This is a genomic window from Amycolatopsis sp. cg5 (assembly GCF_041346955.1).
Lineage (GTDB): Bacteria > Actinomycetota > Actinomycetes > Mycobacteriales > Pseudonocardiaceae > Amycolatopsis.
On record NZ_CP166849.1, the window covers coordinates 7,957,570 to 7,983,392 of the forward strand.

Below are 25,823 nucleotides of genomic sequence, written 5' to 3' on the forward strand. Positions count from 1 at the left end.
ACACGCGCTGTGTCGTCCCCAGCGCGTACCCTTCTTGCGTGGCAACCGCGCGTGACTACCGACTGCAGCAGCGTTTGCGCCGGGACAGGCACGGGCGCGGACTCCGCGGCGCGCTCTACCCGGCGACCCTCCCGGCCGCCTCGAGCCGCGCCGAGAAGTTCGACGCGCTGGTGCTCGACGCGCTCGAGCCCATCGAGGCCCGCTGGCGCCACGAGCTCACGAAACTCGACGTCGCCGTCGACGACGTCCCCGAAGTCCACCGCGACGGCGACCCGGTCGCCGCCGAGGGCGTGCTCCACGACGGCGCCGTCCCGCTGTCCCGACTGGTCCCCGCGGGCGTCGACCGCTCCGGCCTCCCGACCCGCGCCCGCATCGTCCTCTACCGGCGCCCGCTCGAAGCCCGCGCGAAGGACCCGGGCGAACTGGCCGAGCTCGTCCACGACGTGCTGGTCGAGCAGGTCGCCGGCTACCTCGGCCTCGAGCCCGACGTCATCGAGGGCGAATAACCCCTCGTTCCAGCCCAGGCACCGCGTATCCCACACGGTGGCTGAAGCGAGGGTGCCCCTCGGTGCGCAGTGAGCACTCGGGGGACCCCTCGCTTCGTTCTTCGAACGAGGCCGTGACCACACAAAAGCCACTTATGCAACGCTCAGCGTGACAAAAGCCCCGTTCGTCACGTCTCACCTGCTCAGCAAACTGGCCAAATCCGACATAAATGACAAAAGTTCATCTCTGGCGTCCTTTGTGGACACTAAATCGAGTGCCGATCATGGGCCGGGCGTTGTGAACGCCTCGTTCACAACGTTGAAGGTTGCAGAAGGGGCGTTCACGTCTCCCGGCTTGACTTTCCGGTCAATAGAACCGGCCGTACCACTCACGAGGGCTTGCGGCGGCTGGGGATGGCCGTGAGCAGCGCGAACAGGACCGCCGCGATCTGGGCGAGCAGCAGGAGGTTGCGGATGCCCGCCGAGTGGTCGACCACGACCTCCGACGACGTCGCGGGCACCGACACCGCCACCTGGTGACCCCAGGCGGGCACGATCGGCACCGCCTTGCCGTTGACGGTCGCGTGCCAGCCGGCTTCGACTTCGGCGGCGAGCACCAGGAGCCGGCCCTCGGGGCCGTCGGAGACGCGGACGTGGACGTCCGGCAAAGTCGCCTGGACCGGCGCGACGCCGGGGGAAGCGCCGGGGGCGCCCTGGCCGGTCACGGCCTTCTTGGCGAGCTCGGGTGAGATCAGCGCGACCTGGCCGCCCGGGGGCAGGAGGCGCAGTACCGGCCTGCCGTCGGAGGTCGGGGGCGCGCCGCCGACGAGGTCCTTCGCGATGGCGATGAACGCGTCACGGTTCGCGCCCGCAGGCAGTACGACATAGAGGACGCCCGACGCCTCGGCCGCCGCCAGTGCCTGCTTGACGTCTTCGGGTGAGCCTTGGGCGAATGCCTGCCGCCACGCGGCGAGCCGCTGGGGGCTGCCCGCGGCCGGGGCGAGGTCGTCGTCGCCGTAGTGGGCGACCCGGCCGCCGATCTGACGGGCGGGCTCGGTCGCGGAGACGATGAGCACGGAACGGCCGGTCGCGGCGAGTTCGGCGGCGACGGGGGGCGCGAGTTCCATGCCGCGGCCTGCGCGCAGCGGGCCTTCGCGGCCCGCGACGACCGCTCCGGTCAGCAGGATCAGCAACACGACGACGCCGCACGCCGTCGCGAGCTTCGGCAGCAGGGTGACGTCGCGCTCCGGGACGATCTCGCGGCGGCAGGCGATGAGCACGAGCCACAGCAGCGCGATGCCGATCACGAGCAGTGGCACGCCCGCGAAACCGGGGGCGGCCGCGCCGCCGCGCAGCGGGGTCACCGGGACCAGCCGCACGAGCGCCAGGCCCGCGCCACCGAGCGCGAGCAACGCGAACGGGCCCGCCATCCGCTTGGACGGCCGCGCCACGAGTGCGACGACGGCGGCCACCACGACCGCGAAACCGGTCGGCCACGCGCCGGCGTCGCCGGGGTCGAGCCCGGCGAGTTCCGTCGCGGCGGTGAGCCGCGACGGGCCGCCGAGTCCGTGCACGAGCAGTTCCGGATGCTTCAGCAACACGGTCGGCCATGGCAGCAGCAACGCCAGCGGCAGCACGACGACGATGCCGACGGCCGCGATCCGCCGCGCGAGGCCGGTCGGTGACGGCAGCACGACGAACGCGCCGACCAGCCCGACGACGGCCAGCGCGTGCGCGAGCGGGGAGAAGGCGCCGAGCAGTGCGACGCCGAGCGCGCTCAGCACCGAGACGTGCAGCCAGCGCGCGTCGGCGCGGACGAGCAGCCCGGAGATGCCCGCGACCACCAGCGGCGCCACGATGTGCACGACGACGATGTCGAGCCTGCCCTGCGCGACCGCGGCCGTCGCGACGGGAAGTACCGCGTAGGCAACGGAAATCGCGGCGCGGACCCAGCGGCGCACCCGAATCCGCCGCGTCGCCGCGTAGGCGGTGAGCGCGGCGAGCGGCGCGTCGCCGATCAGCAGGATCGCGACGATCGTGGACGGCCCGCCCAGCACGCCGAAGATCCCGAGCACCGGAAGCGACGCGGGCGCGGCGCTCGCCGTGCCGCCCGCGACGGGATGCCACGACGCCAGGTACGTCGACCACACCTCGCCGAGCGAGCCGACCGGCAGCAGTTGCCCGCCGGAAAGGTCGAAGCCGAGCCGCGCGCTGTTGATCACCAGGCCGAGCGCGGTCAGCACCACCAGCATCACCACCGGCGGCGCGAACACGGTCGCCGCCAGCACGCGGCGCCGGTTCACCTCCACGAAAACGATCTCGGGCTCCGGCTCGGCGTCCCGGCGGAACGGCGACGGTTTCGGCCCCGCCGGTTTTTCTTCCTTCTCCGGCAACGCGACCGCGACGACCTCGGCCGGGCGCCGCAGCCCCGAGCCGCGCGAACCGGTGCCGCGCAACGCGCCTGCGGGCAACGCGTCCGGCCCGACCGGCCGGTGCGCCTTCGCCCGCATCGCCTCCGGCGTGATCCACGCCGTCTCTTCGGAAACCTGGTCCGGCACGCGCCCGAGCGCGGCCTCGCTCGCGACGCGCCGCCGCACGAGATCGACGACTCCGGCGCGAGCGGCGTTGCGCAGTCTCGTGAAGCGGCCCATGACGAGACCACGCACCGAGCCGCCCGCGCGCCGTGCCCGCGCGGCACGCAGTCCCGCGCGCCCGCCGAGCAGATAGCCGAGCGCGGCGAATTCCGCTCGCGCTTCGCCGGTCCGGCGCAGGATCAGGAACACGAGCGCGCGCGAACTGAGCAAGAACGGCAATCGTGCCAAGCCGAACAGGAACGACAGCGGTGCGGTGTTCACGAGGAACGCGCGCAGGCCGTGCGCGCGGTTCGCGGCGGCCACCGCGGCCACAGTGGAACCGAGCGCGTCGGCCCGCCGCTGCCCGGTGGTGACCGCGCGCGCGTGCCGCAACCGGGCCGGTGGCACGGAAAGCACGAGCCCGCCCGCCGCGTTGGCGCGCCAGCCGAAGTCGACGTCCTCGCGCAGCAACGGGAATCCGGGATCGAAGCCGCCGAGCTCGTCCCACAGCCCGCGGTCGATCAGCGCGCCCGCGCTGGGCACCGCGAGCACTTCGGTGCTTTGTTCACCCGATGCGGTGACCTGTTGGCGATGTCCGGACGCGTCGGTGGACAGTCCGGCCTCGACGATCAGCCGAGGATCCGACCAATCGAGCGCGAGCGGGCCAAGCACCTTCGCCGACGGAGACGCGTCCGCGGCGCGCAGCAAGGTGTCGAGACAGTCGGGCTCCGGCGCGCAATCGTCGTGCAGCAACCAAATCCACGCGCCGGGATCGCCCCACCGCTCGACCGCGTTCGCCACGGCTTCGTTGACGGCGGCGGCGAAGCCGGTTTCATTCGAAAGAGTGATTACCCCGTCGAGTACGGGCTGTGCGTCGAATCCGGCCGGATCCGCAGCCTCCGCGAGCAGCGCAGGCGTGCGGTCCGTCGAGCCGGTGTCGATCGCGAGTACGTGCCTCGGCCTGATGGAGCTGCGCCGCAGCGCGGAAAGCGCCAGCGGCAACCAGCTTTCCCCGTTGTGGCAGACCAGAATCGCCAAGACGGGTGCGGTTCGAAGCATCGGCGGCGCGGGGCGCAAGAGTCACTCCGGTACGGGGTGCGGGCGGCGGGTCGACCGCCACCCTAAACGCACGCTCACTCACCGACGGCCGCGACTCCCACGCTGTGAGAGCTTCACACCGCGCGTTTCTTCAGCTTCCGCCGCTCGCGCTCGGACAGACCGCCCCAGATGCCGAAGCGCTCATCGTGCGCCAGGGCGTATTCGAGACAGTCGTCCTTGACCTCGCAGCCCAAGCAGATCCGCTTGGCCTCACGGGTCGAGCCGCCCTTCTCGGGGAAGAACGCCTCCGGATCCGTTTGCGCGCAAAGGGCGCGCTCCTGCCACTCCTGCTCCTCGGTGGCATCGTCGAACAGCTCGGTCAGATCACCCAGAGACTGCTCCGGGACCTCTGCCCAACCCACGACGTGCCCCCATTCCCTTCCTTCGGCGTCCACCTTCACGTCCGCCTCCTCGCTTCCACGCACTCCCCAGGCTGGCGGTTGAAATCCCATCCATGGCTCCCCCTGGAGCCGCGAATGACATCAATGTGATTACACCCGTGTAATGCGGTCAGGTCAAGCGGAGTAGCGAGTTTGGGGGACACCTGAGACGAAGCGCGCAAGGGGACACGCCGTGAAACTTCACACGAGGCATACGGAAGACTGGAGGGGTGCAGAGATCAGCAGTGCGACCGAGCCCCGTGTTCCTCGGCATACTCGCCGTCACCATCGCGGCCGGAATCCTTGCCGCAGTAAGGGATCCGTTCGACGCGGACAACGTACGAGACCCGATCGGGACCATCGGCGTCTTCGTGCTCGTGATCGGCGGCTGGATCCTCTCGCTCACCTTGCACGAGTTCGGGCACGCGCTCGTGGCGTTCAAGGGCGGCGACTACAGCATCGCCCACAAGGGTTACCTGACGATGGACGTCCGGAAGTACACCGACCCCGTCCTTTCGATCATCCTGCCGCTGATTTTCCTTGCGATCGGCGGCATCCCGCTGCCCGGCGGCGCGGTGTGGATCAACCACTCCGCGTTGCGCAACCGGGCGACCGCGTCGTGGGTCTCGCTCGCGGGGCCGCTCAGCAACCTGGTGATCGGTGTCGTGCTGTGCCTGGTCGTCTCGCTGGTGCCGACGCTGCCGTTCGGCCTGCTGGTGGGGCTGTCCTACCTGGCACTGCTCCAGATCGTGACCTTCGTGCTCAACATCCTTCCGGTGCCCGGCCTCGACGGTTACGGCGCGATCGAGCCGTACCTCCCGCCGAACGCGCGCGAGATGGGCGCGAAGGCGCGGCCGTGGGCCCCGCTCGTGCTCTTCGCGCTGCTTTTCGCGGTGCCGCAGGTGAACTCCCTGCTGTGGGAGGCGTCCTACGCGATCTTCGACGGGGTCGGCGGCAGCAGCCGCGCGGCGTCGTTCGGCCTGCAGACGTTCATGTTCTGGAAGTACAACTAGCGCTTGAACCAGGCGTCGGCTCTCTTGGCGACGCGCTTCAATCCGGAGCGCTCGCCGAGATAGTCGCCCGCCATCCCGACAACGGGCAACATGCCGATCGCACGATGATAGAAGCGGCCGCGTGGCCGCTTTTCCAGTTCTTCGACAATGCCCAGCAGTGAACGACCGAGGCGCCACAAAGTTCCCAGCGACGCCTTGATCGTGACCTTCCCGTGTTTTTTCTTGGACTCGTCGAGTTCTTCGGTCAGCTGCTCGGTCGAAGCGTCCTCTTCGGACACATCGTGCTCGGCGTGCTTGCCTGCGGCGACGACCGGATCGACGTCGCGGTCGAACAGCACCCAGGCGATCAGCCGGACCCGGTCGCCGACCTCGAGCACGCCGTGCTCGCCCGCGATCGCGCACAGCAGCAGGCCCTGCGCGGCCGCGCCGAGCGTGTCCTGGATCGGCAGCCGGTCCGCGAGCGCGCCGCCGAGGCCGGGCACGGAGGTCACCAGCGCGGTGAACCGGCCGACGCGGTGGATCCACCAGTGCGTGCGCTCGTCGACGGTCATCGACGCCCACGCCGCGGTGCCGGGCACCTTGACCGAGGTGAGGCCGTCGAGCAGCTTGTCGCGCAGTGACGGCTCGACGCCGTCGAGTTCGCTCTTGCCCCGCTCGCGCAGCCCGAACGGGTCCGACTCGCGCAGCGCGTCGAGCATCGGGCCGCAGCCGCGCACGAACGGCCGCAGCACCGCCACCACCTGGCGGTCGGAGATGGCCTCAGACACGCTTGCCTCCCAGCTTCCCGCCCAGCACGAAGGCGCCGGGCAAGGCGCCCGCCGCGACGAGGATAAGGGCTCGCCAGTCCTGGATCAGCACGAAGTCACCGCCAGGGCCGCTCAGTCCCACGAACAGGGTCACGACTACCCAGACGAGCAACGGCACAAACGACAGCGACGGCTTCACGAGCTTCGCGGCGGCGATCACCAGCAGCGGGGTGGTGACCGCGGCGACGACCGCCGCGACCGGGAACGGGATGTCACCCAGTCTCGGCAGAATCACCCCGTCGAGGCGCAGCGGCAGGAAGAACAGCTCCAGCACGGCGAGCAGCGCCGCGTCCACGCCCAGCAGCACCAGCAGCCAGGCGCCCCTGGCGGTCACGGCGTCAGTCCCCCGAACAGGTCCGACTCGGCGCCCTCGGCGGGACCGGACGCGAGCACGAAGTACTCGTGCGGCGGGATCGGCTGCGCGATGTCGTTGGACAGCGCGAAGCAGCCGTCGTGCACCACCGTGACCTGGGTCTCGTGCGCGCGCAACGCCGCGCGCTTGGCGGGCAGGTACTTCTCGACGTCCAGCTCGGTCGTGACGCGCTCGTCCGAGACGGTCGGCAGTTCGCCGTCGGCCGGCACGCGGAACGGGGCGACGCCGTCCTCGCGCAATGCGGCGAGACCGTCCGCCGTCGCCTGTTGTGAAGACACTGTGTGGAAAACGCGTTGGACCGAAGGCGCGTTTTCACAAGCCGCCATGGTGATTTCGTGGGCCCTGATGTGGTCGGGATGCCCATATCCGCCGAAAGCGTCATAAGTGACGACGACCTGAGGCCGCACTTCTTCGAGGATTTCCCTCAGCTGCGAGGCCTGTTCCGCGGCGGAGCCGCCGGTGAACGCGCGGCGATGCGCTGCGGAGGCGGTGCCCGCCATGCCGGAATCACGCCAGCGGCCGAGCCCGCCCAGATAACGATGCGATCCCAGTCCCAGCTCCTCGCAGGCGTGAGCCAGCTCACCGGAGCGGTAGCCGCCCAGCTGGTCGGCGGCCCACGAGCCGAGCTGCGCCAGCTCGACCGGGATGATCTCGCCTTCTTCCCCCAGCGTGCAGGTCACGAGGGTCACCTCAGTACCCTCGGCCGAGTAGCGTGCGATGGTGCCACCGGTGGTGATGCTCTCGTCGTCGGGATGTGCGTGGACGAGTAGCAGCTTGCGCTGCGAAGCGGAGGTCACGGGTTCAGATTAATTCTCGTGCTCCGACCTTCGTCGGGCACACCTCGGTTATCCTCGCGCGGGTCATTCTTAACTGCGGATGACCATCTGTACCCCCACGAAGGGCGTCTAGTGAGCACAGAAGCAACGTCGGCGAACCCCGGCATGTCCGGAGCCGTCCTGTCCATCTCGGATCTGACGATCTCCTTCCCGACCGAGGACGGCATCGTCGACGCGGTCAAGGGCATCGGGTTCGACGTGAAGCCGGGCGAGATCGTCGCGGTCGTCGGCGAGTCGGGCTCCGGCAAGTCGGTCACCTCGATGTCGGTGCTGGGGCTGCTGCCCAAGACCAGCCGGATCAACGGCGCGCGCAAGCTCGGCGAGCAGGATCTCTCCAACCTCAAGGAGAAGGAGATCCGGAAGGTCCGCGGCAACGAGATCGCGATGATCTTCCAGGAGCCGATGACCGCGCTGAACCCGGTCTACACCGTCGGCTGGCAGATCCGCGAGGCGCTGCGCTCGCACCAGGACATCGCGAAGGACGCCGCCGACAAGCGCGCCATCGAGCTGCTCGAGATGGTCGGCATCCCGAACCCGCCGGAGCGGTTCAAGCAGTACCCGCACCAGCTCTCCGGCGGTCTGCGCCAGCGTGTCGTGATCGCGATGGCCATCGCGTGCGACCCGAAGGTGATCATCGCCGACGAGCCGACCACGGCGCTCGACGTGACCGTGCAGGCGGAGATCCTCGGCCTGCTGCGCAAACTGCGTGACACGCTGAACACCGCGATCGTGCTGATCACCCACGACATGGGTGTCGTCGCCGACCTCGCGGACCGCGTGGTCGTGATGTACCAGGGCGAGATCGTCGAAGAGGCTCCCGTGCGCGAGCTGTTCGCCTCGCCCAAGGAGGAGTACACCCGCAAGCTGCTCGCCGCCGTGCCGGTGCTCGGCCAGCGTCCCGAGGGCCGCAGGCTGTTCGAATCGGTCATCACCGACGAGTCCGACGCCGCCGCGATCGCCGACGACATCCGCCTCGAGGACAGCGAACTCGCGGCCGTGATCGAGGAGACCGCGCCCGCGCTGGAGATCAAGGACCTCGTCCTCGAGTTCCCCGGCCGCCGCGGCCAGGCGAAGAACCGCGCGGTCGACGGCGTCTCGCTGCACATCAACAAGGGCGAGATCCTCGGCCTGGTCGGCGAGTCCGGCTCCGGCAAGTCGACCGTCGGCCGCTGCGCGATCCGGCTGCTGAACCCGACCTCGGGCTCGGTGTCCATCGCGGGCCAGGACATCACCACGATGTCCAACAAGGAACTGCGCCCGCTGCGCCGGTTCTTCTCGATCGTCTTCCAGGACCCGGCGTCCACTTTGGACCCGAAGATGACGATCGGCGAGTCCGTCGGCGAGCCGCTCGTGCTGCACAAGGTGTTGTCCGGCAAGGAGCTCAACAAGCGCGTCGCGACCCTGCTCGACAAGGTCGAGCTGGGCGGGCACTACCTCAACCGGTACCCGCACGAGCTCTCCGGCGGCCAGCGCCAGCGCGTCGCCATCGCCCGCGCGCTCGCGCTCGACCCGCAGCTGCTGATCGCCGACGAGCCGACCTCCGCGCTCGACGTCTCGGTGCAGGCCCGCGTCCTGGACCTGTTCCTCGACCTGCAGAAGTCGCTGCAGTTCGCGTGCCTGTTCATCTCGCACGACCTCGCGGTCGTCGACCTGCTGGCCGACCGCGTCGCGGTGATGCAGCGCGGCAAGCTGATCGAGGTCGGCACCCGTGACCAGGTGCTGCACTCGCCCCAGCAGGACTACACCCGCCGTCTGCTCTCGGCGGCGCCGGTGGCGGACCCGGTGCTGCAGGCCGAGCGGCGCGCGGCCTGGGAAGCGGGCAAGCTCGCCCCCGTCGCGGACTGACCCTCGCGGCTCGTAAAACCCCGAATGTGGCTTTCGTCAGATGAGACCTGACGGAAGCCACATTCGCGTTATGGGACCTGACGAAAGCCACTTTCGGGGTCTCGAAACCTGCCGAAAGCCGCATTGGGATTTTTTCCGGGTGCTTGAACCCGCCGGGCGGGCCGCCGGGTAGTACCGGGTGTGAGCATCACTCTGGGGCGGCCGGTAGCAGCGGTCGAGGAACGGCCGAGGGCAGGCAAGCGGCGAGCGGTGTGGCTGGCGGCCGGTGTCGGCGTGCTGGGCGTCGTGCTGGTGGGGCGGATCGGGCGGTTCGGGTTCAACCCGACCGATCAGGGGTTCGTGCTGGCGCAGAGCTGGCGGCTGCTGCACGGGGAGCTGCCGCACGCCGACTTCACGTCGCCGCGGCCGCTGGGATCGGCCGTGCTGCACATGGTCGATTTCCTGGTGCCCGCACCGCTGTTCGTCAGCTCCAGCTTCGTGATGATGGTGGAGCTGACGGTCGCGACCATCGCGCTGGCGGCGTTGCTCACCCGGTCCGGCCCGACGGCGTGGGGGCCGTCGCGGCTGGGCATGGTCGCCGCGGCGACCATGGTCAACCTGCACACCTATCCGCTGATGGCCTGGCACACCGTCGACGGCGTCTTCCTGGTGGCGACCGGGCTGTGGGCGGTCGACTCCGGCAAGCGCCGGACCGGGTTCTTCCTGCTCGGGTTCGCGGTGATCGTCAAACAGAGCTTCGCGCCGGCGCTCGTGCTCGGCCTGCTGCTGGTCGTGCTGCACCCGGCGCGACGGCAGTGGCAGCGGATCGGCGTCGACCTGCTCTTCCTGGCCGCGGCGCCGCTGAGTTACTACGTGCTCATCGGCGGTGGCTTCCCGGCGGCGAAGGAACAGCTCACCACCGCGACCGGCACCTGGGGTGAACGGCTGCTCGAGATCGCCGACGTGGCGGCGATCGTGCAGGCCGCGGTCGTGCTGGCGGTGCTCGCTGCCGCCTGGCTCGCCCGTGAGCGGCTCGGGAAAGCCGGGCGGTGGCTGCGGATCGGGCTGGCCGTCGCGGTCGCGGCGATCACCGTGTCCGTGGTGGTGCGCGGGCATCTCGCGCACGCGGGCGACTGGTCGATCACGCTGCTCTGGATCTTCGTGGCCGCGGCCGCCGCCGACGCGGTGATCCAGCGGCGTTTCCCGTGGCGGTACCTCAGCGTGGCCGCGCTGGCGTGGATGGCGAGCCTGTCCTGGGGTTATCCGTATCCCGGGCTGGTCGCGGGCAGCATGGCGCTCGGCACGCTGGAGGTGCTCGCCCGCACCGTCGACCTCAGGGCTCGCTGGGCGGAGGCGCTGGGGCCGATCGCGGCGGTGCTGGTCGCGCTGCAGCTGGTCAACGCGCACGACGCCGCGCCGTACGCGGACCGCCCGCAGGCCAGGCTCACCCACGACCTCGGCGACATCTCGCCGTCGCTGCTCTGGGTCCGCACCAACCCGAGCGTGCACGCCTACCTGGCGCAGCTGCGCGACTGCGTCGCCAAGTACCCCGCCGCGAAGGTCGCGATCATGCCGGACAACGCGTTCGCCTACCCCGCGCTCAACCTGCGCAATCCGTTCCCGATGGACTGGGTGCTGCCGATGGAGGTCGTCGGTGACACCGAGCAGCGCATGCTCGACACCATCGGCGAGCTCAACCGCGACGGCGACTACCTGGTGCTGTTCCAGACCGTCACCGCGCAGGCACTGGCCGCGGGCGAGCCGGTGCCCGCGAGTGTGCCGCCCGGGTCCCGACCGGCGTATCACACGGGATTGGAGGAACGGATACTCGACCGCCTGACCGGCGAGCACATCACCTGCGGCAATTTCGTCGGTGTCCATTCGGCCAAGAGTTGAACCTCCTGACCCACCCGGTGAGTAGAAAGGGCACTGGGGTGGATTCTGGGGGGTGACCGGGGTGACCGAGCAGGAAGACTTTTCTGCTTACTTCACGACGCGGGTCCAGCGGTTCAGGCGGCTGGCGTACGCGATGTGCGGGGACTGGCATGGCGCCGAGGACCTGGTGCAGGCCATGTTCGTGCGCCTGTACCGGAACTGGCGGAAGGTGCGCCCCGCGACGGTCGACGCCTACGCGCGCAAGATACTGCTCAACGTCTACCTGGGCGGCAAGCGCCGCGCCGACCGTGAGATCGTCGCCGATCCGCCCGACCGCGCCGCACCGGACGGCCGGGACAGCGACGAGCGCCTCGACCTGGAGCGGGTGCTGACCGGGCTGACACCCCGGCAGCGCGCGATGGTCGTGCTCCGGTTCCTCGAGGACCTCCCGGTCGCCGAGGTCGCCGACCTGCTGGGCGTGGCACAGGGCACCGTCAAGAGCCAGACCGCGCGCGCCGTCGACGCGCTGCGGGTGGCGCTCCCCCAGTCGAGCATGGAGTGAACGCGATGGAAGAGAACGACCTCCGCGCCGCGCTGCGGGCCTACGTGACCACCGACGAGCCGCCGGTCGGCCTGGCCGAGATCACGGTGGTGAAAGCCGGGAAACGCGCCAGGCTGCGACACACGTTCGCGGCCATCGGCAGCGCCGCGCTGGTCGTCATCGCGCTGGTGACGGTCGGCGCCGTGGTGCTGCCCAGGCTGCACACGACGACTCCGGTGCCGGTGGCCGCGAAAGCGCCCTGCCCGCCGAACCGCGCGGAGGAGACGGACGAAGACATCCGGGCCCGGCTGACCTGCGTGGTGCGCTTCATCTTGCAGCCCTACCTGCCGGCGGACGTCAAGCTCGGCCGCGATTGGATCGGCCAGACCTGGCCTCCTGGAGACGACCCGCTCGAGATCGCCGTCGAACGCCGCGATTACGCCAGCTTCAATCTGCGCCTGACCCTCACTGACGATCAAGGCCTCGGCGCGCTGGTGATGCGCGTCCGCGAGGGCAGGCCGGATCCCTGGACCCAGGCCGACCACTGCGAGGCGCCGTACGTCGACTGTTCGAGGCGTCCTGGCCCCCGTGGCGGCAGGCTGGACTTCGAGACGCTGAAATCCCCTCAAGGCACGATCTACCGCTACGCCACGTTCATCACCACCGACGTCAGCGTCTCGATGATCAGCGGCAACGCCTTGGAGAACAACTTCGCACATCACGACTTGAAGCCGACCCGTCCGCTGCCGTATTTCGACTATCAGCAGATGGCAGAAATCATGACCGCCCCCGATCTCGTCTACTGAAAGCAGGACGCATGTGAAAGACAAGGACGACTTCTCCGAGTACTTCGCGGCCAGGGCGCAACGGTTCCGCAGGCTCGCCTACGCGCTGACCGGCGACTGGCCGGCGGCCGACGAGCTGGCACACGCCATGTTCGTCCGCCTGCACGGCCGGTGGCGCAAGGTACGCCCGGCCACCGCCGACGAGCACGCCCGCGAACTGCTGCTCGACGTCTACCTGTCGAAACGGCAGCAAACCAAGCCGCCGGACGAGGCCGCGCCCGGCATGGACCGGGTGCTCGCCGGGCTGGCACCGCGGCAGCGGGCCATGGTCGTCTTCCACTTCCTGGACGACGTCCCGATCCCCGAAGTCGCCGCGTTGCTCGGGGTCGCGGAGCGCACGGCCGAGACCCAGATCGCGAGCGCCGCCGCGGCGCTGCGTGCCGCCATCCAACCGAGTGAGGACTGATTTCCCTTGGAAGACATCGATTTCCGCACCGCTTTGCAGGACTACGTCTCCCGCGAAGAAGCCCCGTCGACGCTGGCCGAAGACAAGATCGTCTCGGCGTCGAAGAAGTCGCGGCGGCTGCGCCGGTATGCAGCCGTCGGCTCGGTGACCGCCGTCGTCGCGGCGATCGGGGGTGGGCTAAGCCTCCTGCCCGACCGGAACGCGCCGCCGGAACCGGCCGCGGCGGGCTCCTGCGCGGGAACGATCGTGGACCAGTACGCCAGTGACCTCACCTCACGCATGCAGTGCGTGCTGGCCAAGGCCATCCGCGCGGAACTGAAGCCCGACGCCGAACTCGCGGCGCCGCACCCCAACGAGCCGTGGACCTATGTGCTGTCCCTCGACGACCCGAGCAGGTACGTGCTGCGCCGGACAGGCGAGGACGACGTCACCCTGCGCTTCACGGTGACCGACAGCAAAGGCGCGGGCTCGGTGGTGATCCGCTTCACGCGCAACACGGCGGGCGCGCTCGGCAGCTGTCCCGCGCAGCCGGACGACCTCGTCTGCACGACCAAGCCGGGGCCCAACGGCGGGCAGCTGCGCGAAACGGTCCAGAACAAGGGAGCGCTCGTGACCGACCGGGTCGAGTTTCACACCCGCGACTCGATCGTCGAGGTCGTCAGCCAAAACTACCCGGACCCGACTTACCCGGGCCGCACCACCGAAACCGACAAACCGACGCGGCCGACGCCGGTGCTCGACATGGCTCAGCTGGAGCGGATCGCCACCAACCCAGGGATAGTGCGCTAAAGGGCTCGTGCGCGTTGCGGGCGGTTCTAACCGCCCGCAACGCGCACGAGCCCTTAGCCGACGCGGATGCGCGGGTCGAGCACGCCGTAGACGAGGTCCGCCAAGAGGTTCGCCACCACGACGCTGATCGCGATCACGACCAGCCAGCCCATCAGGACGTTCGGGTCGTTGTGGTCGACCGCGTCGACGAGCAGTGTGCCCATGCCGTTCCAGTTGAACACGCGCTCGGTGATGATCGCGCCGGTCAGCACCGCGCCGAAGTTCACCGAGAACAGGGTGGTCACCGGGATCAGCGCGTTGCGGAACGCGTGCCGCCAGATCACCCGGGACGAGGTGAGTCCCTTGGCGCGGGCGGTGCGGACGTAGTCGGCGTTGAGTTCGTCCAGCATGGACGCGCGCTGGAATCGGCTGTACGCCGCGAAACTGATCGCCATGATCGACAGTGTCGGCAGCAGATACGCGCCGACCACCTTGACCAGGAAGTCGCCGAAGCCGTCCGATTGCATGTTCTCCGGGCTCGACGTCTTGAGCCACGGGTTGCCGAGCCATTCGGTCAGGCCGAGTTCGCGGACCCAGATGTTGACCTCGATGGCGTACTGCTTCAGCACGATCGCGATGCAGAAGATCGGCATCGAGAACAGGATGAACGCGAGCGTCGTCGCGATGTAGTCGATGATCGAGTACTGGCGCACGGCGGCGATCACGCCGACCAGCACGCCGAGGATGAGCGCGAACACCGAGGCGCCGAGCACCAGGTTGATGGTCACGCCGAGCGCACTCATCACCTTGGGGTACACGGGTTCCTGCGCCGCGCCCTGCGCGACGGAGACGCCCCAGTCGCCGGTGACGAAGTTGCCGAGCCAGTTGAAGTACCGGACGAGCAACGGCTTGTCGAGTCCCAGCTCCTCACCGAGGCGGTTGATGGCCTCGATGTTGGCGCCGGGACGGCCGCGTGCCTCGGCCAGCGGGTCGCCTGCGCCTGCGACCATCACGAAGCACAGGAAGGTGCCGACGAGCAGCACCGGGATGGAGATCGCCACCCGGCGGAGCACGTACCACAGCAGATTCATCGAACGTCTCCCTCCGAGCCAGGGAAATCGTACGACCACGTTCGGGTTCAGCAGTAGCCCCAGACGCAGCAACAGGGCCCGGCTAAATAAATACTTCGCCGGGCCCTGAGCATATTCAGCTGCGCTGACTCTGGATCAAGACAAGCTAGCGCGAGAGAGAAATGTAGTACTCGTGCTGATGACCGGCATACGCGTACAGCCTGAAGTTGCCTGGGAACAGGCCGTTGCAGGTGACGGTAAGCTGCTGCCCAGGATAAACGGTCGGATGACAGGGACCGGCGTCCGTGAAATCAACGTTGAACGAAATCGGCTCGTGAACCCCGCCAAGGACACGGATGTTCATTTGCGCGGGCCTGAAGTCGGTGTACTTGAACGGAACCAGGCAATCATAGCTGTTGACGCAATGATTGATCGCGATGAATTCGCTGGCCGACGCGGGCGCACAGTTGGCCGCGACCAACGCCGTCGCGGACGCGAGCGTGGCAACACCGGAAAGCGCACGCGAAAAGATCTTCTTCACATTCCCCCCCCTCAGGGTATGTTTTATTCCAACATCGCCAATCTACAAAAGCCTTGGACACATGCCGTGCCCCCAAACGGATGAAGATCACTCGTGTCTGCGTCACATGGCAACCTTTGACTTGATCGGACAAAAAGTGCCCCGGTGCTGTTTGAGAACTGAGTTCTCAAACAGCACCGGGGCACCCAAAACGCCCAAATGACCAGATCAGGCCTTTATGCGGCGCTGACGCGGATCGAAAGCATCACGCAGGCCGTCGCCGATGAAGTTGATGGTCAGCGAGATCAGAACCAAGACGACAAACGGGCCGAAGAACAGCCAGGGCCGTCCCGTGAACTGAGTGAAGTTGTCGAAAATGATCTTACCCAGCGAAGTGTCCGGTAACTGCACGCCAAGGCCGATGAAGGACAAGGCGGCCTCCGCCAGTACAGCCTGTGCGACCGCGAGCGTCGCGTTGACGGTAATGCTGCCGACCATGTTCGGCACCAGATGCTTCAAGATGATGCGGCCGGTTCCGGCGCCGGACGCGCGCGCGGACTCGACGAATTCACGCTGCGACAATGACATCGCTTCAGCGCGCGTGATACGGGCGATCTGCATCCAGCCGAATGCTGCGAGCACCAGCGCCACGATGTACCAGGATCCACCCCCGAACACCTTGGCGAGGATCGCGGCGGCCGCGACCTGCGGGATGATCAGGAACAGGTCCGTGACACGAGAGATGGCCGAATCACTGAAGCCGCGCAGGTAACCGGCGACCGCGCCGACCACGACGCCGATCACTGTAGACAGGATCGAAACCGTGAGAGCGATCAGCAAGGAGAACTGCGTCCCACGGAGGATCTGGGAAACCATGTCTTTGCCGACCTGGTTCGTGCCCAACGGGAAGTCCGCACTCGGCTCCGCGAACGAAGGATTGCCGGCATCCGTGTAACTGTGAGGCCAGAAGATCGGCATGATCGTCACCAGCAGCACGAGCACGATGAGCAAAACCGTGCTGACCATCGCCAGCTTGTGCCGCAGGAACTTCCGCAGCACCAGCTTGCCCTGGCTGCGCGGCTCGGGCAGTGCCTCGGGCGGCAGCGTGCCGTCGGCGGTGTTGGCCGCTTCGCCGGACGCCAGCAGTGAATTGAGGTCAGCCAACGCGAATCCTCGGGTCCAGGATGCCGTACACCAGGTCGGCGATCAGATTGGCCACCACGACGGTCGTGGCGATGACGACGAGCCAGCCCATCAGCACGTTCGGGTCGTTGCGGTCGACCGCGTCGACCAGCACCGTGCCCATGCCGTTCCAGGCGAACACCCGCTCGGTGATGATCGCGCCGGTGAGCACCTGCGCGAAGTTGACCGAGAACAGCGTGGTCACCGGGATCAGCGCGTTGCGGAAGGCGTGCTTGAAGATGACCCGCGAGCCGGGGATGCCCTTGGCGCGCGCGGTGCGCACGTAGTCGGCGTTCAGCGTCTCCAGCATCGAAGCGCGCTGGAACCGGCTGTAGGCGGCGAAGCTGATCGCCATGATCGACAGCGTCGGCAGCAGGTAGGCGCCGACGTAGCGCACCAGGAAGTCACCGAAGCCGTCGGCTTGCAGGTTCTCCGGGCTGGTCGTGCGGATCCAGGGGTTGCCGAGCCATTCGGACAACCCGAGGTCCTTGACCACGATGTTGAAGTCGATGGCGTACTGCTTCAGCACGATCGCGATGCAGAAGATCGGCATCGAGAACAGCAGGAAGGCCAGCGTGGTCGCGATGTAGTCGACGATCGAGTACTGCTTGACTGCGGCGATGACACCGACGCCGACACCGATGATCAGTGCCAGGATCTCGGCGCCGACCACCAGGCTGAACGTGACACCGAAGGCGTTCATGATCTTGGGGAAGACCAGCTCCTGCGCCGCGCCCTGCGCGACGGAGCGGCCCCAGTCACCCTGGACGAAGTGGATCAGCCAGTCCCAGTACCGGGCGATAATTGGCTTGTCGAGTCCCAGCTCGGCCGCGATACTGGCGATCGAGTCGGCGCTGATGCCGGGTCTGCCACGGAGTTCCGCGAGCGGGTCACCCGTGGCGGCGACCATCACGAAACACAGGAAGGTCCCGACCAGCAGGGTCGGGATCGAAATCGCCAAGCGGCGAAGTACGTAAATAACCAGGTTCAACGAAAGTGCTCCTCGTCCGGGCCCGCCTGGCGAAGTATGCAGCCCTGCCCGGTTGTCACCGTAGTGGGGGTCGTCCCACGGTCAACAGCTACTTCCGGAGGGGTCCGGGGCCAGGCTCGTGGCCTGACCCCGGACCCGCCAGATAGCCGGTCAATCGGTATGAATCAGCGCGGAACTACTTGTTCTTCGCCCATTCGCCGACGTTCCACATCGCACCGAAGTACGACTGCATCCACACCCGGTCGATGCCGCGGAAGGCCCACATCGACGGCACCGCGAACAGTGGCAGCGACGCGTACTGGTCCGCGATCGCCTTGTCGGCGTCCTGGTACGCCTTGGTCGCGGCGGACTCCTCGGTCGCCGAGACACCGCGCTGCAGCGCCTCGTCGATCTTCGGGTCGCTCAGGCCCTGCCAGTTCTGCTCGCCGCCCTTGTCGGCGGTGATGTAGATGGTCGAACCCTCGGCCTTGAACGGGGCAGCGGACCACGCGAACAGCGCGACGTCGTAACCACCGTCGGAGACACGGCCCTTGAGGAACGCGGGGTCGGTCTCGTCCTTGACCTCGATACCCGCGGCCTTGGCCTGGCTCTGGATGATCTCGACGGTCTGGCTGCGGCGGGCGTTGGTGTTGTGCGTGATCGTCACCGAGAAGCGCTTGCCGTCCTTGGCGAAGATGCCGTCGGCGCCCTTGGCCCAACCGGCCGAGGTCAGGATCTGCGCGGCCTTCTCGGCGCCCAGCCCGGCCTTGTCGCTGTACAGGTCCACGTAGCCGGCCTCGTTCGGGTAGAACTGCAGGCTGTTCAGCGGCTTCGCGTCGGCCTGGACCGGCTTGACGAGCTTCTCCACGATCGCGTTGCGGTCGATGGCTGCCATGAACGCCTTGCGCGCCGACTCGTCGGCGAAGATGCGCTTGTAGTTCAGGTCGAGGTGCTCGAACGAAAGCTGCGAAGCCGAGCCGTAGACGACACCCTGCGAGGCGAGGCCCTTGAGGGTGCTGGCGGCGGTGGCGTCCGGCTGGGTCGACGCCGCGACGTCGATCTCACCGTTCTGCAGCGCGGCGGCCATCGCGTTGCGGTCCTTGATCGCACGCACGAGGATCTTCTTGGGGCCACCCTTGGCACCGGCCCAGGAGGGGTTCTTCTCCAGGGTGACGGTTTCCTTGGACTTGTCGACCGAGGTGATCTTGTACGGACCCGAGGCCGGCGAGATCTCCGGCTTGAAGTCCGCGGCCCAGCCCTTGTTCCAGAACTCGGCGACCTTGGTGATGTCGGCCGCGTCGGTCGGCTTGACCTTGGTGATGTCGGCGACACCGGTCTGCTTCTCGACGATGTGGGCTGGCATCAGCCAGGCGGTCGTGAAGAGACCCTTGTAGTCGAGGTAGGGCTTCTCGAACGTGGCCACGAAGGTGGTCTCGTCCTTGCAGGTCGCGTCCGTGATCAGGCTGTAGCCCGAGGTGGAGGCGGGGTCGAACGCGTTCTTGCCGTCGGCGCCCTTCGGCTTGCCGCTCTGGGCCAGCCAAGCGAGGTAGAAGTCCTTGCAGCCCCAGGTCGCGCCGTCCGACCACTTGATGTTCGGCTTGACCTTCCAGGTCACCACCTGCGGGTTCTGGGTGACCGTGACCGACTCCATCACGTCCTGGTTCAGCAGGACCTTGTTGTCACCGTCGAGCACGAACGGGGTGGCGAGCGTCGTGATCAGCACGTAGCTGTTGTACGACGTGTTCGCGTCCGGCGTGTTCTGGTTGTACGCGGTGAACGAGTCGTCGATGCCGACCGTGACCTGGTCGCTTTCCGGAGCGTTGGCCAACTTGTAGTTGTCACCGCTCTGGGCCTTGCCGGTCTTCATGGTGTTGACGTCGGTGCTGTTGTTCTGACCGGCGGCACCGTTATCGCCGCTTCCACCACCGCTGCAGGCGCTCAGAACGAGCGCGGCTGCCGCCACCATGGACCAGGCGGAGACTGCTTTTCTCCTCATGAAGTGTGCCCTCCTAGCACTGGGCCCTCGTAGGGGAACTGGGGCCCACACCGCTCCGGATAGATGGCCGGAGCCTATGACACGCCAAGCGACACTCAATTGGCGCACTGCGGGTGCACGCTAGAAAGGAAAGACACGAACAGTCACCAGTTCCGGGGCGATCGTGACCAAAGGGTGACTTGTACTTGACCCCAAGAAATATGCCGGTTACCTGCTGGAATCGAGCGACCACCCGAACGTACGGTCAGGTCACTCCGACGCGCCGGAAGTATTGGTCCACCTGGCCCAACGATTACTTGGTCCCGCGCGTCCAGTTCACCGCGGAACCGAAAGGACCCACCATCGGAGGACCAGGCGTAACACCCGAAATACCAGCGCCGATAGCCAACGTGTCCGCGAGCTGGAACAACGGGATCACAACATTCTTACGCCACAATTCGGGTTCGATCTGCGAAAGCGCGTCGTCGATCGGCTTGGTGCCCTGCAGCGCCGCGTCGATCGTCGGCTGAAGCGACGGGTCGCACAGCCCGGCCGCGTTCGACGGCACGGCCGGTTTGCTCTTGTCCGCGTCGGCCTGACCAGGCCTGCACCCGAAAGTGGAGGCGAGCACGGTCGCCACGTCACCGTCGACCGGCTGCGGCACGACCGCGATGTCCACCCCCACGGCGCCAGCCGCGTCCGGCGTGGCCTGCTGCTGGTCGTTCACGACCGGCATGGCCAGCTGCAGCGCGAAGAGCTCCCTCGGCGGCGGCGCGACGGCGTTGACCTCGATACCGGCCGCGACGAGCTGATCCTTGAGGCTCTTGGCGATCAGTCCGTACAGCTCCTGCTTGGCCGGCGAAGCGACCACGACGGAAAGCGCTTTGCCCGACTTGCGCCAGATCCCGGCTTCCTTGGCGTATCCGGCGGATTTGAGCAGTTCTTCGGCGTGCGCGGCGTCGGGTGTCGCGGGCGGGCCCGGCTGGAGCGTGGCCGCGTAGCCCGGCACCGAAGGCGCGCGCACCTGGGCGTCGGCCTGCTTGTCGGGACCGCCCGCGACGCCGGCGGAGATCAGCTTGTTGCGGTCCAGCAGCGCGGCGACGCCGGCGCGGACCTTGTCGTCGGAGAGCGCGCCGACCGGCCGGAGCAGCACGTCGGCGACGAACGGCCTGGGCAGCGTGGTCAGCTGCACGGTGGGTCCGAGCGAGCTGAGCCTGGCCACCCCGGTCGAGTCCGCCCTGGTGAGGGCGAACTGATCGTTGCCACTCGCCAGCGCGTTCGCGAGACCCTGCTGGTCGGCGCGGCGCAGCACCAGCCGGTCGACGGCCGCGGGCTTCTCCCAGTAGCGGTCGTTGCGCTCCAGGGTGATCTCGCCGCGCGCGATGTCGATGCCCTTGATGGAGAACGGGCCGCCGTACGCGGGGAAACTGCCCGCGAGCGCGCCCTTCCAGCTGCCCGGCGCGTCCTTCAGCAGGTGCGCGGGCAGCAGATCGCCGAACAGCGTCTGCCAGCCCGGGTATGGCTTCGTGAAGGTGACTTCGACACGCTTGCCACCTTCGCGTGACAGGACGTCCTGGATGAGCCGGTACCCGGCGGGCGCGATCACGCCGGGTTCGTCCCTCATCGCGTCACGGAGGAACGCGAAGTCCTCGGCGGCGATGGGAGCCCCGTCGGACCAGGACGCGTCCGGACGGATGTCGTAGGCCACCGTGAAGGGTGCTTCGGAGATGACCTGGGCCGACTTCATGAGGTTCGTGTCGAGCGTGCGCGTGCCGTCGTCCTTGGTGCGGTACACCGACGGCAGCAGCAGCTGCGCGAGCGCGGTGGTGACCGTGGAGGCGTCCGCGAGGTTGTGCGGGTTGTAGCCGCCGACGACGTCGTCGACGCCGATGACGATCTGCGACGGGGTCTTCGTCTGCGCGACCGTCGACGGGTTCGCGGTGGACGAGACGACCGGCGGCGGAGGCGTCGACGAGCACGCGCTCAGCATCAGCGCAACGAGGCCCAGTCCCGCTGCCCTGCTCATCCGCACGCCGCTTACCTCCTGCAAATCGGGTTTGAGCCGCCATGCTGTCACGGCACGGCTCCGCGTACACCCGAGATTCCCACATTGCCGGTGAACACCTGTTAAGGCGTATGGAAAAGGGCTCGTGAGTGGTATGGCCGGTTCTAACCGGCAATGCCACTCACGAGCCCTGAACAGGGGTTTTAGCGATTCTTGTTGCGGTTGCGCTCCTTGGCGCGCTGGTTGACGTCCAGCGTGACCTTGCGGATGCGGACGACGTCCGGCGCGACCTCGACGCATTCGTCGACCGAGCAGAACTCCAGCGCCTCTTCCAGGCCCATCTTGCGCGGCCTGGCCAGCGTCTCCATCACGTCGGCGGAGGACTGACGCATGTTCGTCAGCTTCTTCTCCTTGGTGATGTTGATGTCGAGGTCCTCGGCGCGCGGGTTCTCGCCCACGACCATGCCTTCGTAGACCTCGGCGCCCGGCTCGACGAAGAAGGTGCCGCGGTCGGCGAGCTGGATCATCGCGTACGAGGTGATCGGGCCCGAGCGGTCGGCGACCAAGGAGCCGCTGTGGCGGGTGCGGATCTCGCCGGCCCACGGGAAGTAGCCCTCGAACACGTGGTTCGCGATGCCGGTGCCGCGGGTCTCGGTGAGGAAGTCGGTGCGGAAGCCGATCAGGCCACGCGCCGGGAGCACGTAGTCGAGCTTGATGCGGCCGGTGCCGTGCCCGCCCATGTGCTCCATGCGGCCCTTGCGCGCCGCCAGCAGCTGCGTGATGCCGCCGAGGTGCTCCTCGGGCGCGTCGATCGACAGGCGCTCGAACGGCTCGTGGACCTTGCCGTCGACGATGCGGGTGACCACCTGCGGCTTGCCGACGGTCAGCTCGAAGCCCTCACGGCGCATCTGCTCGACGAGGATCGCCAGCGCCAGCTCGCCACGGCCCTGGACCTCCCAGGTGTCGGGACGCTCGGTCGGCAGCACCTTGATGCTGACGTTACCGATGAGCTCCTGGTCGAGGCGGGCCTTCACCAGGCGCGCGGTGACCTTGTCGCCGCCGGAGCGGCCTGCCAGCGGCGAGGTGTTGACGCCGATGGTCATCGAGATGGCGGGCTCGTCGACGGTGATCCGGGGCAGCGCCTCGGGGTTCTCGACGTCGGCGAGGGTGTCACCGATGGTGATGTCGGGGATGCCCGCGATCGCGACGAGCTCACCGGCGCTGGCCTCGGTCGCCGGGACGCGGGTGAGCGCCTCGGTGACCAGCAGCTCGGAGATGCGGACCTTCTGGGTGGTGCCGTCCTCGCGCATCCAGGCGACGTCCTGGCCCTTGCGCAGGTTGCCGGAGAAGATGCGGATCAGCGCGATGCGGCCGAGGAAGTTGGACGCGTCGAGGTTGGTGACCAGCGCGCGCAGCGGGCCTTCCTTGTCGGCGAAGGGCTCGGGCACGTGGCGCAGGATGACGTCGAAGAGCACGTCGAGGTTCTCGGCGTCGGGGATGTCCCCGTCGGCGGGCTGCTCCATGCTCGCCTTGCCCGCGCGGGCGGAGGCGTAGACGACCGGCAGGTCGAGGATCGCGTCGTGGTCGGCGTTCTCGATGTCGCTGGCCAGGTCGAGCAGCAGGTCGTGGGTCTCCTCGACGACCTCGGAGATCCGGGCGTCCGGACGGTCGGTCTTGTTGACCAGCAGGATGACCGGCAGGCCGGCTTCGAGGGTCTTGCGCAGCACGAAGCGCGTCTGCGGGAGCGGGCCCTCGCTTGCGTCGACGAGCAGGACGACCCCGTCGACCATGGCGAGACCGCGCTCGACCTCGCCGCCGAAGTCGGCGTGACCGGGGGTGTCGATGACGTTGATCGTCACCGCGCCGTTCTCGGTCTCGCGGTGGATCGAGGTGTTCTTCGCGAGGATGGTGATGCCTTTTTCGCGCTCGAGCTCGCCGGAGTCCATGACGCGGTCGACGACCTCGGCCCGTTCGGCGAAGGCGCCGGACTGGCGGAGCATGGCGTCGACCAGAGTGGTCTTGCCGTGGTCGACGTGTGCGACGATGGCGACGTTGCGCAGGTCGGGCCGGGTCTTACCGGACGTCGACTTGCCGGTTTCGACCGCGAAGGCGCTGGCTGCGGGCACGCGTGGGCTCCTGATACTCATTCAAGTGCGGGTGTGGGGTGGCCGCGTCACCCGGTCACGGGCATGCAGCGGCCGACTTTGGCCACACGCGGACTACACAAGGATACCTGTTGCCCGATTGTGAGCAGGCCCACGCCCCAAGATCGGTAAGCCTCACCTAACCTGAGTCGACTGCTCAGAGAGGCGACACGTGGGTAAGAAGACCCCGCAGGACATCGTGCGGAAGTGGATGAAGGCCGGCAAGGTCAAGAAGAAATGCTGCCGGTCGAAGTCGCGCTGCAAGAAGTGCCCGGTGCTCGCGCTGAAGAAGGCCAAGACGAAGCTGGCCGCCGCCGCTTGACACGTTTTCGATGTGACCGTCGTTGCTGGCCGCGGGGCCGCCAAGTGTCCCCGCGGCGCTCCACTAGCTGGCCAGTGCCTCGTTGATGATCCGCAGTTCCGGTGCGGTCTTCGTCGGTGAGAACTCGATGACTTCGTACCTCGCCAGGTGCTGCAGCGAGAACGGATCCGTCGCCAGCAGAGCGTCCAGCTTCCCCCGCAGCATCGGCCTGGTGATGATCACGCCGCCGATCCGGGGATTTCGCCTGCCGGAGGCGAGGAAATGGCCGTGCTCATACTGTTTGGCCAGCCATTCGACATGGTCTGGGAGCACGTAGTCGACTTCTTCGATGGGCGCTGTGTAGTTGAGCAATACGACGAACATCCTCTGACGGTAACCCCGATTTACGCGCTCGGCACACGGTCACCGGCGTGTCGATACGCTTTATTGACGCCTCGTGCCCGGAATGAGTGAAGTGATCGATTTTCCGTTGCGGCGCTTGACTTTCCCATTACTGACGCCGAGGGCTTGCCAGTGCCGCTAGGATGAAGATCATGCGCACCGTGAACTCGTGGTGGCCGTCGCCAGGCGGCCATTCGACTGTGCGCTGAAAACAGACCACAGGCCGCCCGATCGGGCGGCCTTTTTTGCGTCCCCGCTCGGGCAACACCGAGAGGAACGACCATGACCCGACTGTCCGGTGTCACCCCGTCCGGCCACATCACCCTGGGCAACTACCTGGGCGCCATCCAGCGCTGGGCCGCCGAGGGCACCGAGCACGACCTGTACTTCATCTCCGACCTGCACGCGATGACGACGAGTCACAATCCGGGCAGACTCCGATCACTGGCGACGGAGGGACTCGCGGTCCTCATCTCGTCGGGGATCTCGCCGGAGCGGCTGTTCGTGCAGTCCGACATCGCGCGCGAGCTGGGCGCGCTGACCTGGATCCTCGAATGCACCTGCAGCTACGGCGAGGCCGCGCGGATGATCCAGTTCAAGGAGAAGGCCAAGGGCCAGGCCGGTGTGCGGCTCAGCCTCCTGACCTATCCGACGCTGATGGCGGCGGACATCCTGCTCCAGGGCGCCTCGGAGGTCCCGGTCGGCGAGGACCAGCGCCAGCACGTCGAGCTCGCGCGGACGCTGGCGCGCCGGTTCAACACCACCTACGGCGAGGTCTTCACCATGCCGAGCGCGGTGCTGCCCCCGGCGGCGGCCCGCGTCCGCGACCTGAGCGACCCGACCCGCAAGATGTCGAAGTCAGCGCAGGACACGGCGGGCGTGGTGTCGGTGCTCGACGAGCCGGACCTCATCGGCCGCAAGATCCGCCGCGCGGTCACCGACGGCGGCTCCGAGGTCGTCTACTCCCCCGAAGACCGCCCCGGCCTGGCGAACCTGCTGGAGATACTGGCCGGCTGCACCGGCGGCGCACCCGACGACCTCGCGGCCGAGCACACCACCTACGGCTCGCTCAAGAACGCCACGGCCGAGGCGGTCATCGAAACCCTGCGCCCGCTGCGCGAGGCGACGAACGCGCTCCTGCAGGACCCGGCCGAGCTCGACCGGGTCCGCAAAGCGGGCGCGGCCAGGGCCTCGGAACGCGGCGACCACCGCCTGACCAGCGCACTGCGCCTGGTCGGCGCCGGCTGAACCCAAGAAAAAAATCCCAATGCGTCCTTCGGTCCTTGGTAGGTCCCGAATGCGTCCTTCGGTCCCTGCCAGGTCCCCAATGCGTCCTTCGGTCCCTGCCAGGTCCCCAATGCGTCCTTCGGTCCCTCCCAGGTCCCGAATGCGTCCTTCGGTCCCTACCAGGGACCGGAGGACGCATTGGGA

The 25,823-nt window shown here is 67.9% G+C and carries 23 protein-coding genes; 10 read left to right on the top strand and 13 right to left on the bottom strand.

Annotated elements, in window-relative coordinates; genetic code table 11:
• Window positions 1-38 precede the first annotated feature (38 nt).
• Entirely contained in the window at window positions 39-506 is a 468-nt protein-coding gene (locus AB5J62_RS35950; protein ID WP_370944465.1) for a metallopeptidase family protein, read from the top strand.
• 368 nt (window positions 507-874) lie between these two features.
• Here AB5J62_RS35950 and AB5J62_RS35955 read toward each other — a convergent pair whose 3' ends face one another.
• Window positions 875-4,117: a glycosyltransferase gene (locus tag AB5J62_RS35955; RefSeq protein WP_370944466.1), complete on the bottom strand. Its 3,243-nt coding sequence runs from the start codon at window positions 4,115-4,117 to the stop codon at window positions 875-877.
• Window positions 4,118-4,230: 113 nt separating this feature from the next.
• Window positions 4,231-4,557 carry a WhiB family transcriptional regulator gene (locus tag AB5J62_RS35960; RefSeq protein WP_370944467.1) on the bottom strand — a complete coding sequence of 109 codons (327 nt, stop codon included), beginning with the start codon at window positions 4,555-4,557 and terminating at the stop codon, window positions 4,231-4,233.
• A gap of 224 nt (window positions 4,558-4,781) precedes the next feature.
• Here AB5J62_RS35960 and AB5J62_RS35965 point away from each other — a divergent pair, with 224 nt between their 5' ends.
• A complete protein-coding gene (locus AB5J62_RS35965; protein WP_370944468.1) occupies window positions 4,782-5,549 on the top strand; it encodes a site-2 protease family protein in 768 nt (255 codons plus the stop codon).
• On the opposite strand, the gene AB5J62_RS35970 is transcribed toward AB5J62_RS35965, so the two are convergent.
• Genes AB5J62_RS35970 through mshB form a run of 3 tightly spaced genes read right to left on the bottom strand, consistent with a single transcriptional unit; the run spans window position 5,546 to window position 7,525 of the window.
• Window positions 5,546-6,316 carry a hypothetical protein gene (locus AB5J62_RS35970; protein WP_370944469.1) on the bottom strand — a complete coding sequence of 257 codons (771 nt, stop codon included), beginning with the start codon at window positions 6,314-6,316 and terminating at the stop codon, window positions 5,546-5,548. The two genes, AB5J62_RS35965 and AB5J62_RS35970, sit on opposite strands and share 4 nt — an antisense overlap.
• Window positions 6,309-6,689: a hypothetical protein gene (locus tag AB5J62_RS35975; protein ID WP_370944471.1), complete on the bottom strand. Its 381-nt coding sequence runs from the start codon at window positions 6,687-6,689 to the stop codon at window positions 6,309-6,311. The genes AB5J62_RS35970 and AB5J62_RS35975 overlap by 8 nt, the downstream gene beginning before the upstream one ends.
• Window positions 6,686-7,525: an N-acetyl-1-D-myo-inositol-2-amino-2-deoxy-alpha-D-glucopyranoside deacetylase gene (gene mshB / locus AB5J62_RS35980; RefSeq protein WP_370944472.1), complete on the bottom strand. Its 840-nt coding sequence runs from the start codon at window positions 7,523-7,525 to the stop codon at window positions 6,686-6,688. Before mshB ends, AB5J62_RS35975 begins: the two co-directional genes overlap by 4 nt.
• 144 nt (window positions 7,526-7,669) lie before the next feature.
• Between mshB and AB5J62_RS35985 the strand changes: the two genes are divergently transcribed.
• The 6 genes from AB5J62_RS35985 to AB5J62_RS36010 all read left to right on the top strand — a co-directional run bounded on the left by AB5J62_RS35985 (window position 7,670) and on the right by AB5J62_RS36010 (window position 13,844).
• On the top strand, window positions 7,670-9,409 hold the full coding sequence (locus AB5J62_RS35985) for an ABC transporter ATP-binding protein (RefSeq protein ID WP_370950428.1): 1,740 nt from the start codon (window positions 7,670-7,672) through the stop codon (window positions 9,407-9,409).
• A 180-nt stretch (window positions 9,410-9,589) separates the two neighbouring features.
• Window positions 9,590-11,284, top strand: a complete 1,695-nt coding sequence (locus tag AB5J62_RS35990) for a hypothetical protein (RefSeq protein ID WP_370944473.1) — start codon at window positions 9,590-9,592, stop codon at window positions 11,282-11,284.
• 61 nt (window positions 11,285-11,345) lie between these two features.
• Complete coding sequence (locus AB5J62_RS35995) at window positions 11,346-11,825, top strand: SigE family RNA polymerase sigma factor (protein ID WP_370944475.1); 480 nt, start codon at window positions 11,346-11,348, stop codon at window positions 11,823-11,825.
• 5 nt (window positions 11,826-11,830) lie between these two features.
• Entirely contained in the window at window positions 11,831-12,610 is a 780-nt protein-coding gene (locus AB5J62_RS36000) for a hypothetical protein (RefSeq protein WP_370944477.1), read from the top strand.
• A gap of 13 nt (window positions 12,611-12,623) precedes the next feature.
• Window positions 12,624-13,055, top strand: coding sequence for a sigma factor-like helix-turn-helix DNA-binding protein (locus tag AB5J62_RS36005; RefSeq protein ID WP_370944478.1), 432 nt, complete (start codon window positions 12,624-12,626; stop codon window positions 13,053-13,055).
• Between the two features lie 6 nt (window positions 13,056-13,061).
• Window positions 13,062-13,844: a hypothetical protein gene (locus AB5J62_RS36010; protein ID WP_370944480.1), complete on the top strand. Its 783-nt coding sequence runs from the start codon at window positions 13,062-13,064 to the stop codon at window positions 13,842-13,844.
• A 53-nt stretch (window positions 13,845-13,897) separates the two neighbouring features.
• Here AB5J62_RS36010 and AB5J62_RS36015 read toward each other — a convergent pair whose 3' ends face one another.
• The 7 genes from AB5J62_RS36015 to typA all read right to left on the bottom strand — a co-directional run bounded on the left by AB5J62_RS36015 (window position 13,898) and on the right by typA (window position 23,671).
• On the bottom strand, window positions 13,898-14,914 hold the full coding sequence (locus tag AB5J62_RS36015) for an ABC transporter permease (RefSeq protein WP_370944482.1): 1,017 nt from the start codon (window positions 14,912-14,914) through the stop codon (window positions 13,898-13,900).
• A 145-nt stretch (window positions 14,915-15,059) separates the two neighbouring features.
• Window positions 15,060-15,434: a hypothetical protein gene (locus AB5J62_RS36020; protein ID WP_370944483.1), complete on the bottom strand. Its 375-nt coding sequence runs from the start codon at window positions 15,432-15,434 to the stop codon at window positions 15,060-15,062.
• Between the two features lie 207 nt (window positions 15,435-15,641).
• Window positions 15,642-16,577 carry an ABC transporter permease gene (locus tag AB5J62_RS36025; protein WP_370944484.1) on the bottom strand — a complete coding sequence of 312 codons (936 nt, stop codon included), beginning with the start codon at window positions 16,575-16,577 and terminating at the stop codon, window positions 15,642-15,644.
• Window positions 16,570-17,586: an ABC transporter permease gene (locus AB5J62_RS36030; protein ID WP_370944485.1), complete on the bottom strand. Its 1,017-nt coding sequence runs from the start codon at window positions 17,584-17,586 to the stop codon at window positions 16,570-16,572. Before AB5J62_RS36030 ends, AB5J62_RS36025 begins: the two co-directional genes overlap by 8 nt.
• Window positions 17,587-17,761: 175 nt before the next feature.
• Complete coding sequence (locus AB5J62_RS36035) at window positions 17,762-19,561, bottom strand: ABC transporter family substrate-binding protein (protein WP_370944486.1); 1,800 nt, start codon at window positions 19,559-19,561, stop codon at window positions 17,762-17,764.
• A 292-nt stretch (window positions 19,562-19,853) separates the two neighbouring features.
• Window positions 19,854-21,566 carry an ABC transporter substrate-binding protein gene (locus AB5J62_RS36040; protein WP_370944487.1) on the bottom strand — a complete coding sequence of 571 codons (1,713 nt, stop codon included), beginning with the start codon at window positions 21,564-21,566 and terminating at the stop codon, window positions 19,854-19,856.
• A gap of 182 nt (window positions 21,567-21,748) precedes the next feature.
• A complete protein-coding gene (gene typA / locus AB5J62_RS36045; protein WP_370944488.1) occupies window positions 21,749-23,671 on the bottom strand; it encodes a translational GTPase TypA in 1,923 nt (640 codons plus the stop codon).
• A 190-nt stretch (window positions 23,672-23,861) separates the two neighbouring features.
• Here typA and AB5J62_RS36050 point away from each other — a divergent pair, with 190 nt between their 5' ends.
• Complete coding sequence (locus tag AB5J62_RS36050) at window positions 23,862-24,011, top strand: hypothetical protein (RefSeq protein WP_176968655.1); 150 nt, start codon at window positions 23,862-23,864, stop codon at window positions 24,009-24,011.
• A gap of 63 nt (window positions 24,012-24,074) precedes the next feature.
• On the opposite strand, the gene AB5J62_RS36055 is transcribed toward AB5J62_RS36050, so the two are convergent.
• The gene (locus AB5J62_RS36055) at window positions 24,075-24,374 is read right to left on the bottom strand and encodes a YciI family protein (protein WP_370944489.1); all 300 of its coding nucleotides are present in this window, start codon (window positions 24,372-24,374) and stop codon (window positions 24,075-24,077) included.
• Between the two features lie 300 nt (window positions 24,375-24,674).
• Here AB5J62_RS36055 and trpS point away from each other — a divergent pair, with 300 nt between their 5' ends.
• Window positions 24,675-25,640 (top strand): tryptophan--tRNA ligase, encoded by a 966-nt coding sequence (gene trpS, locus AB5J62_RS36060; RefSeq protein WP_370944490.1) that lies wholly within the window; start codon window positions 24,675-24,677, stop codon window positions 25,638-25,640.
• Window positions 25,641-25,823 lie beyond the last annotated feature (183 nt).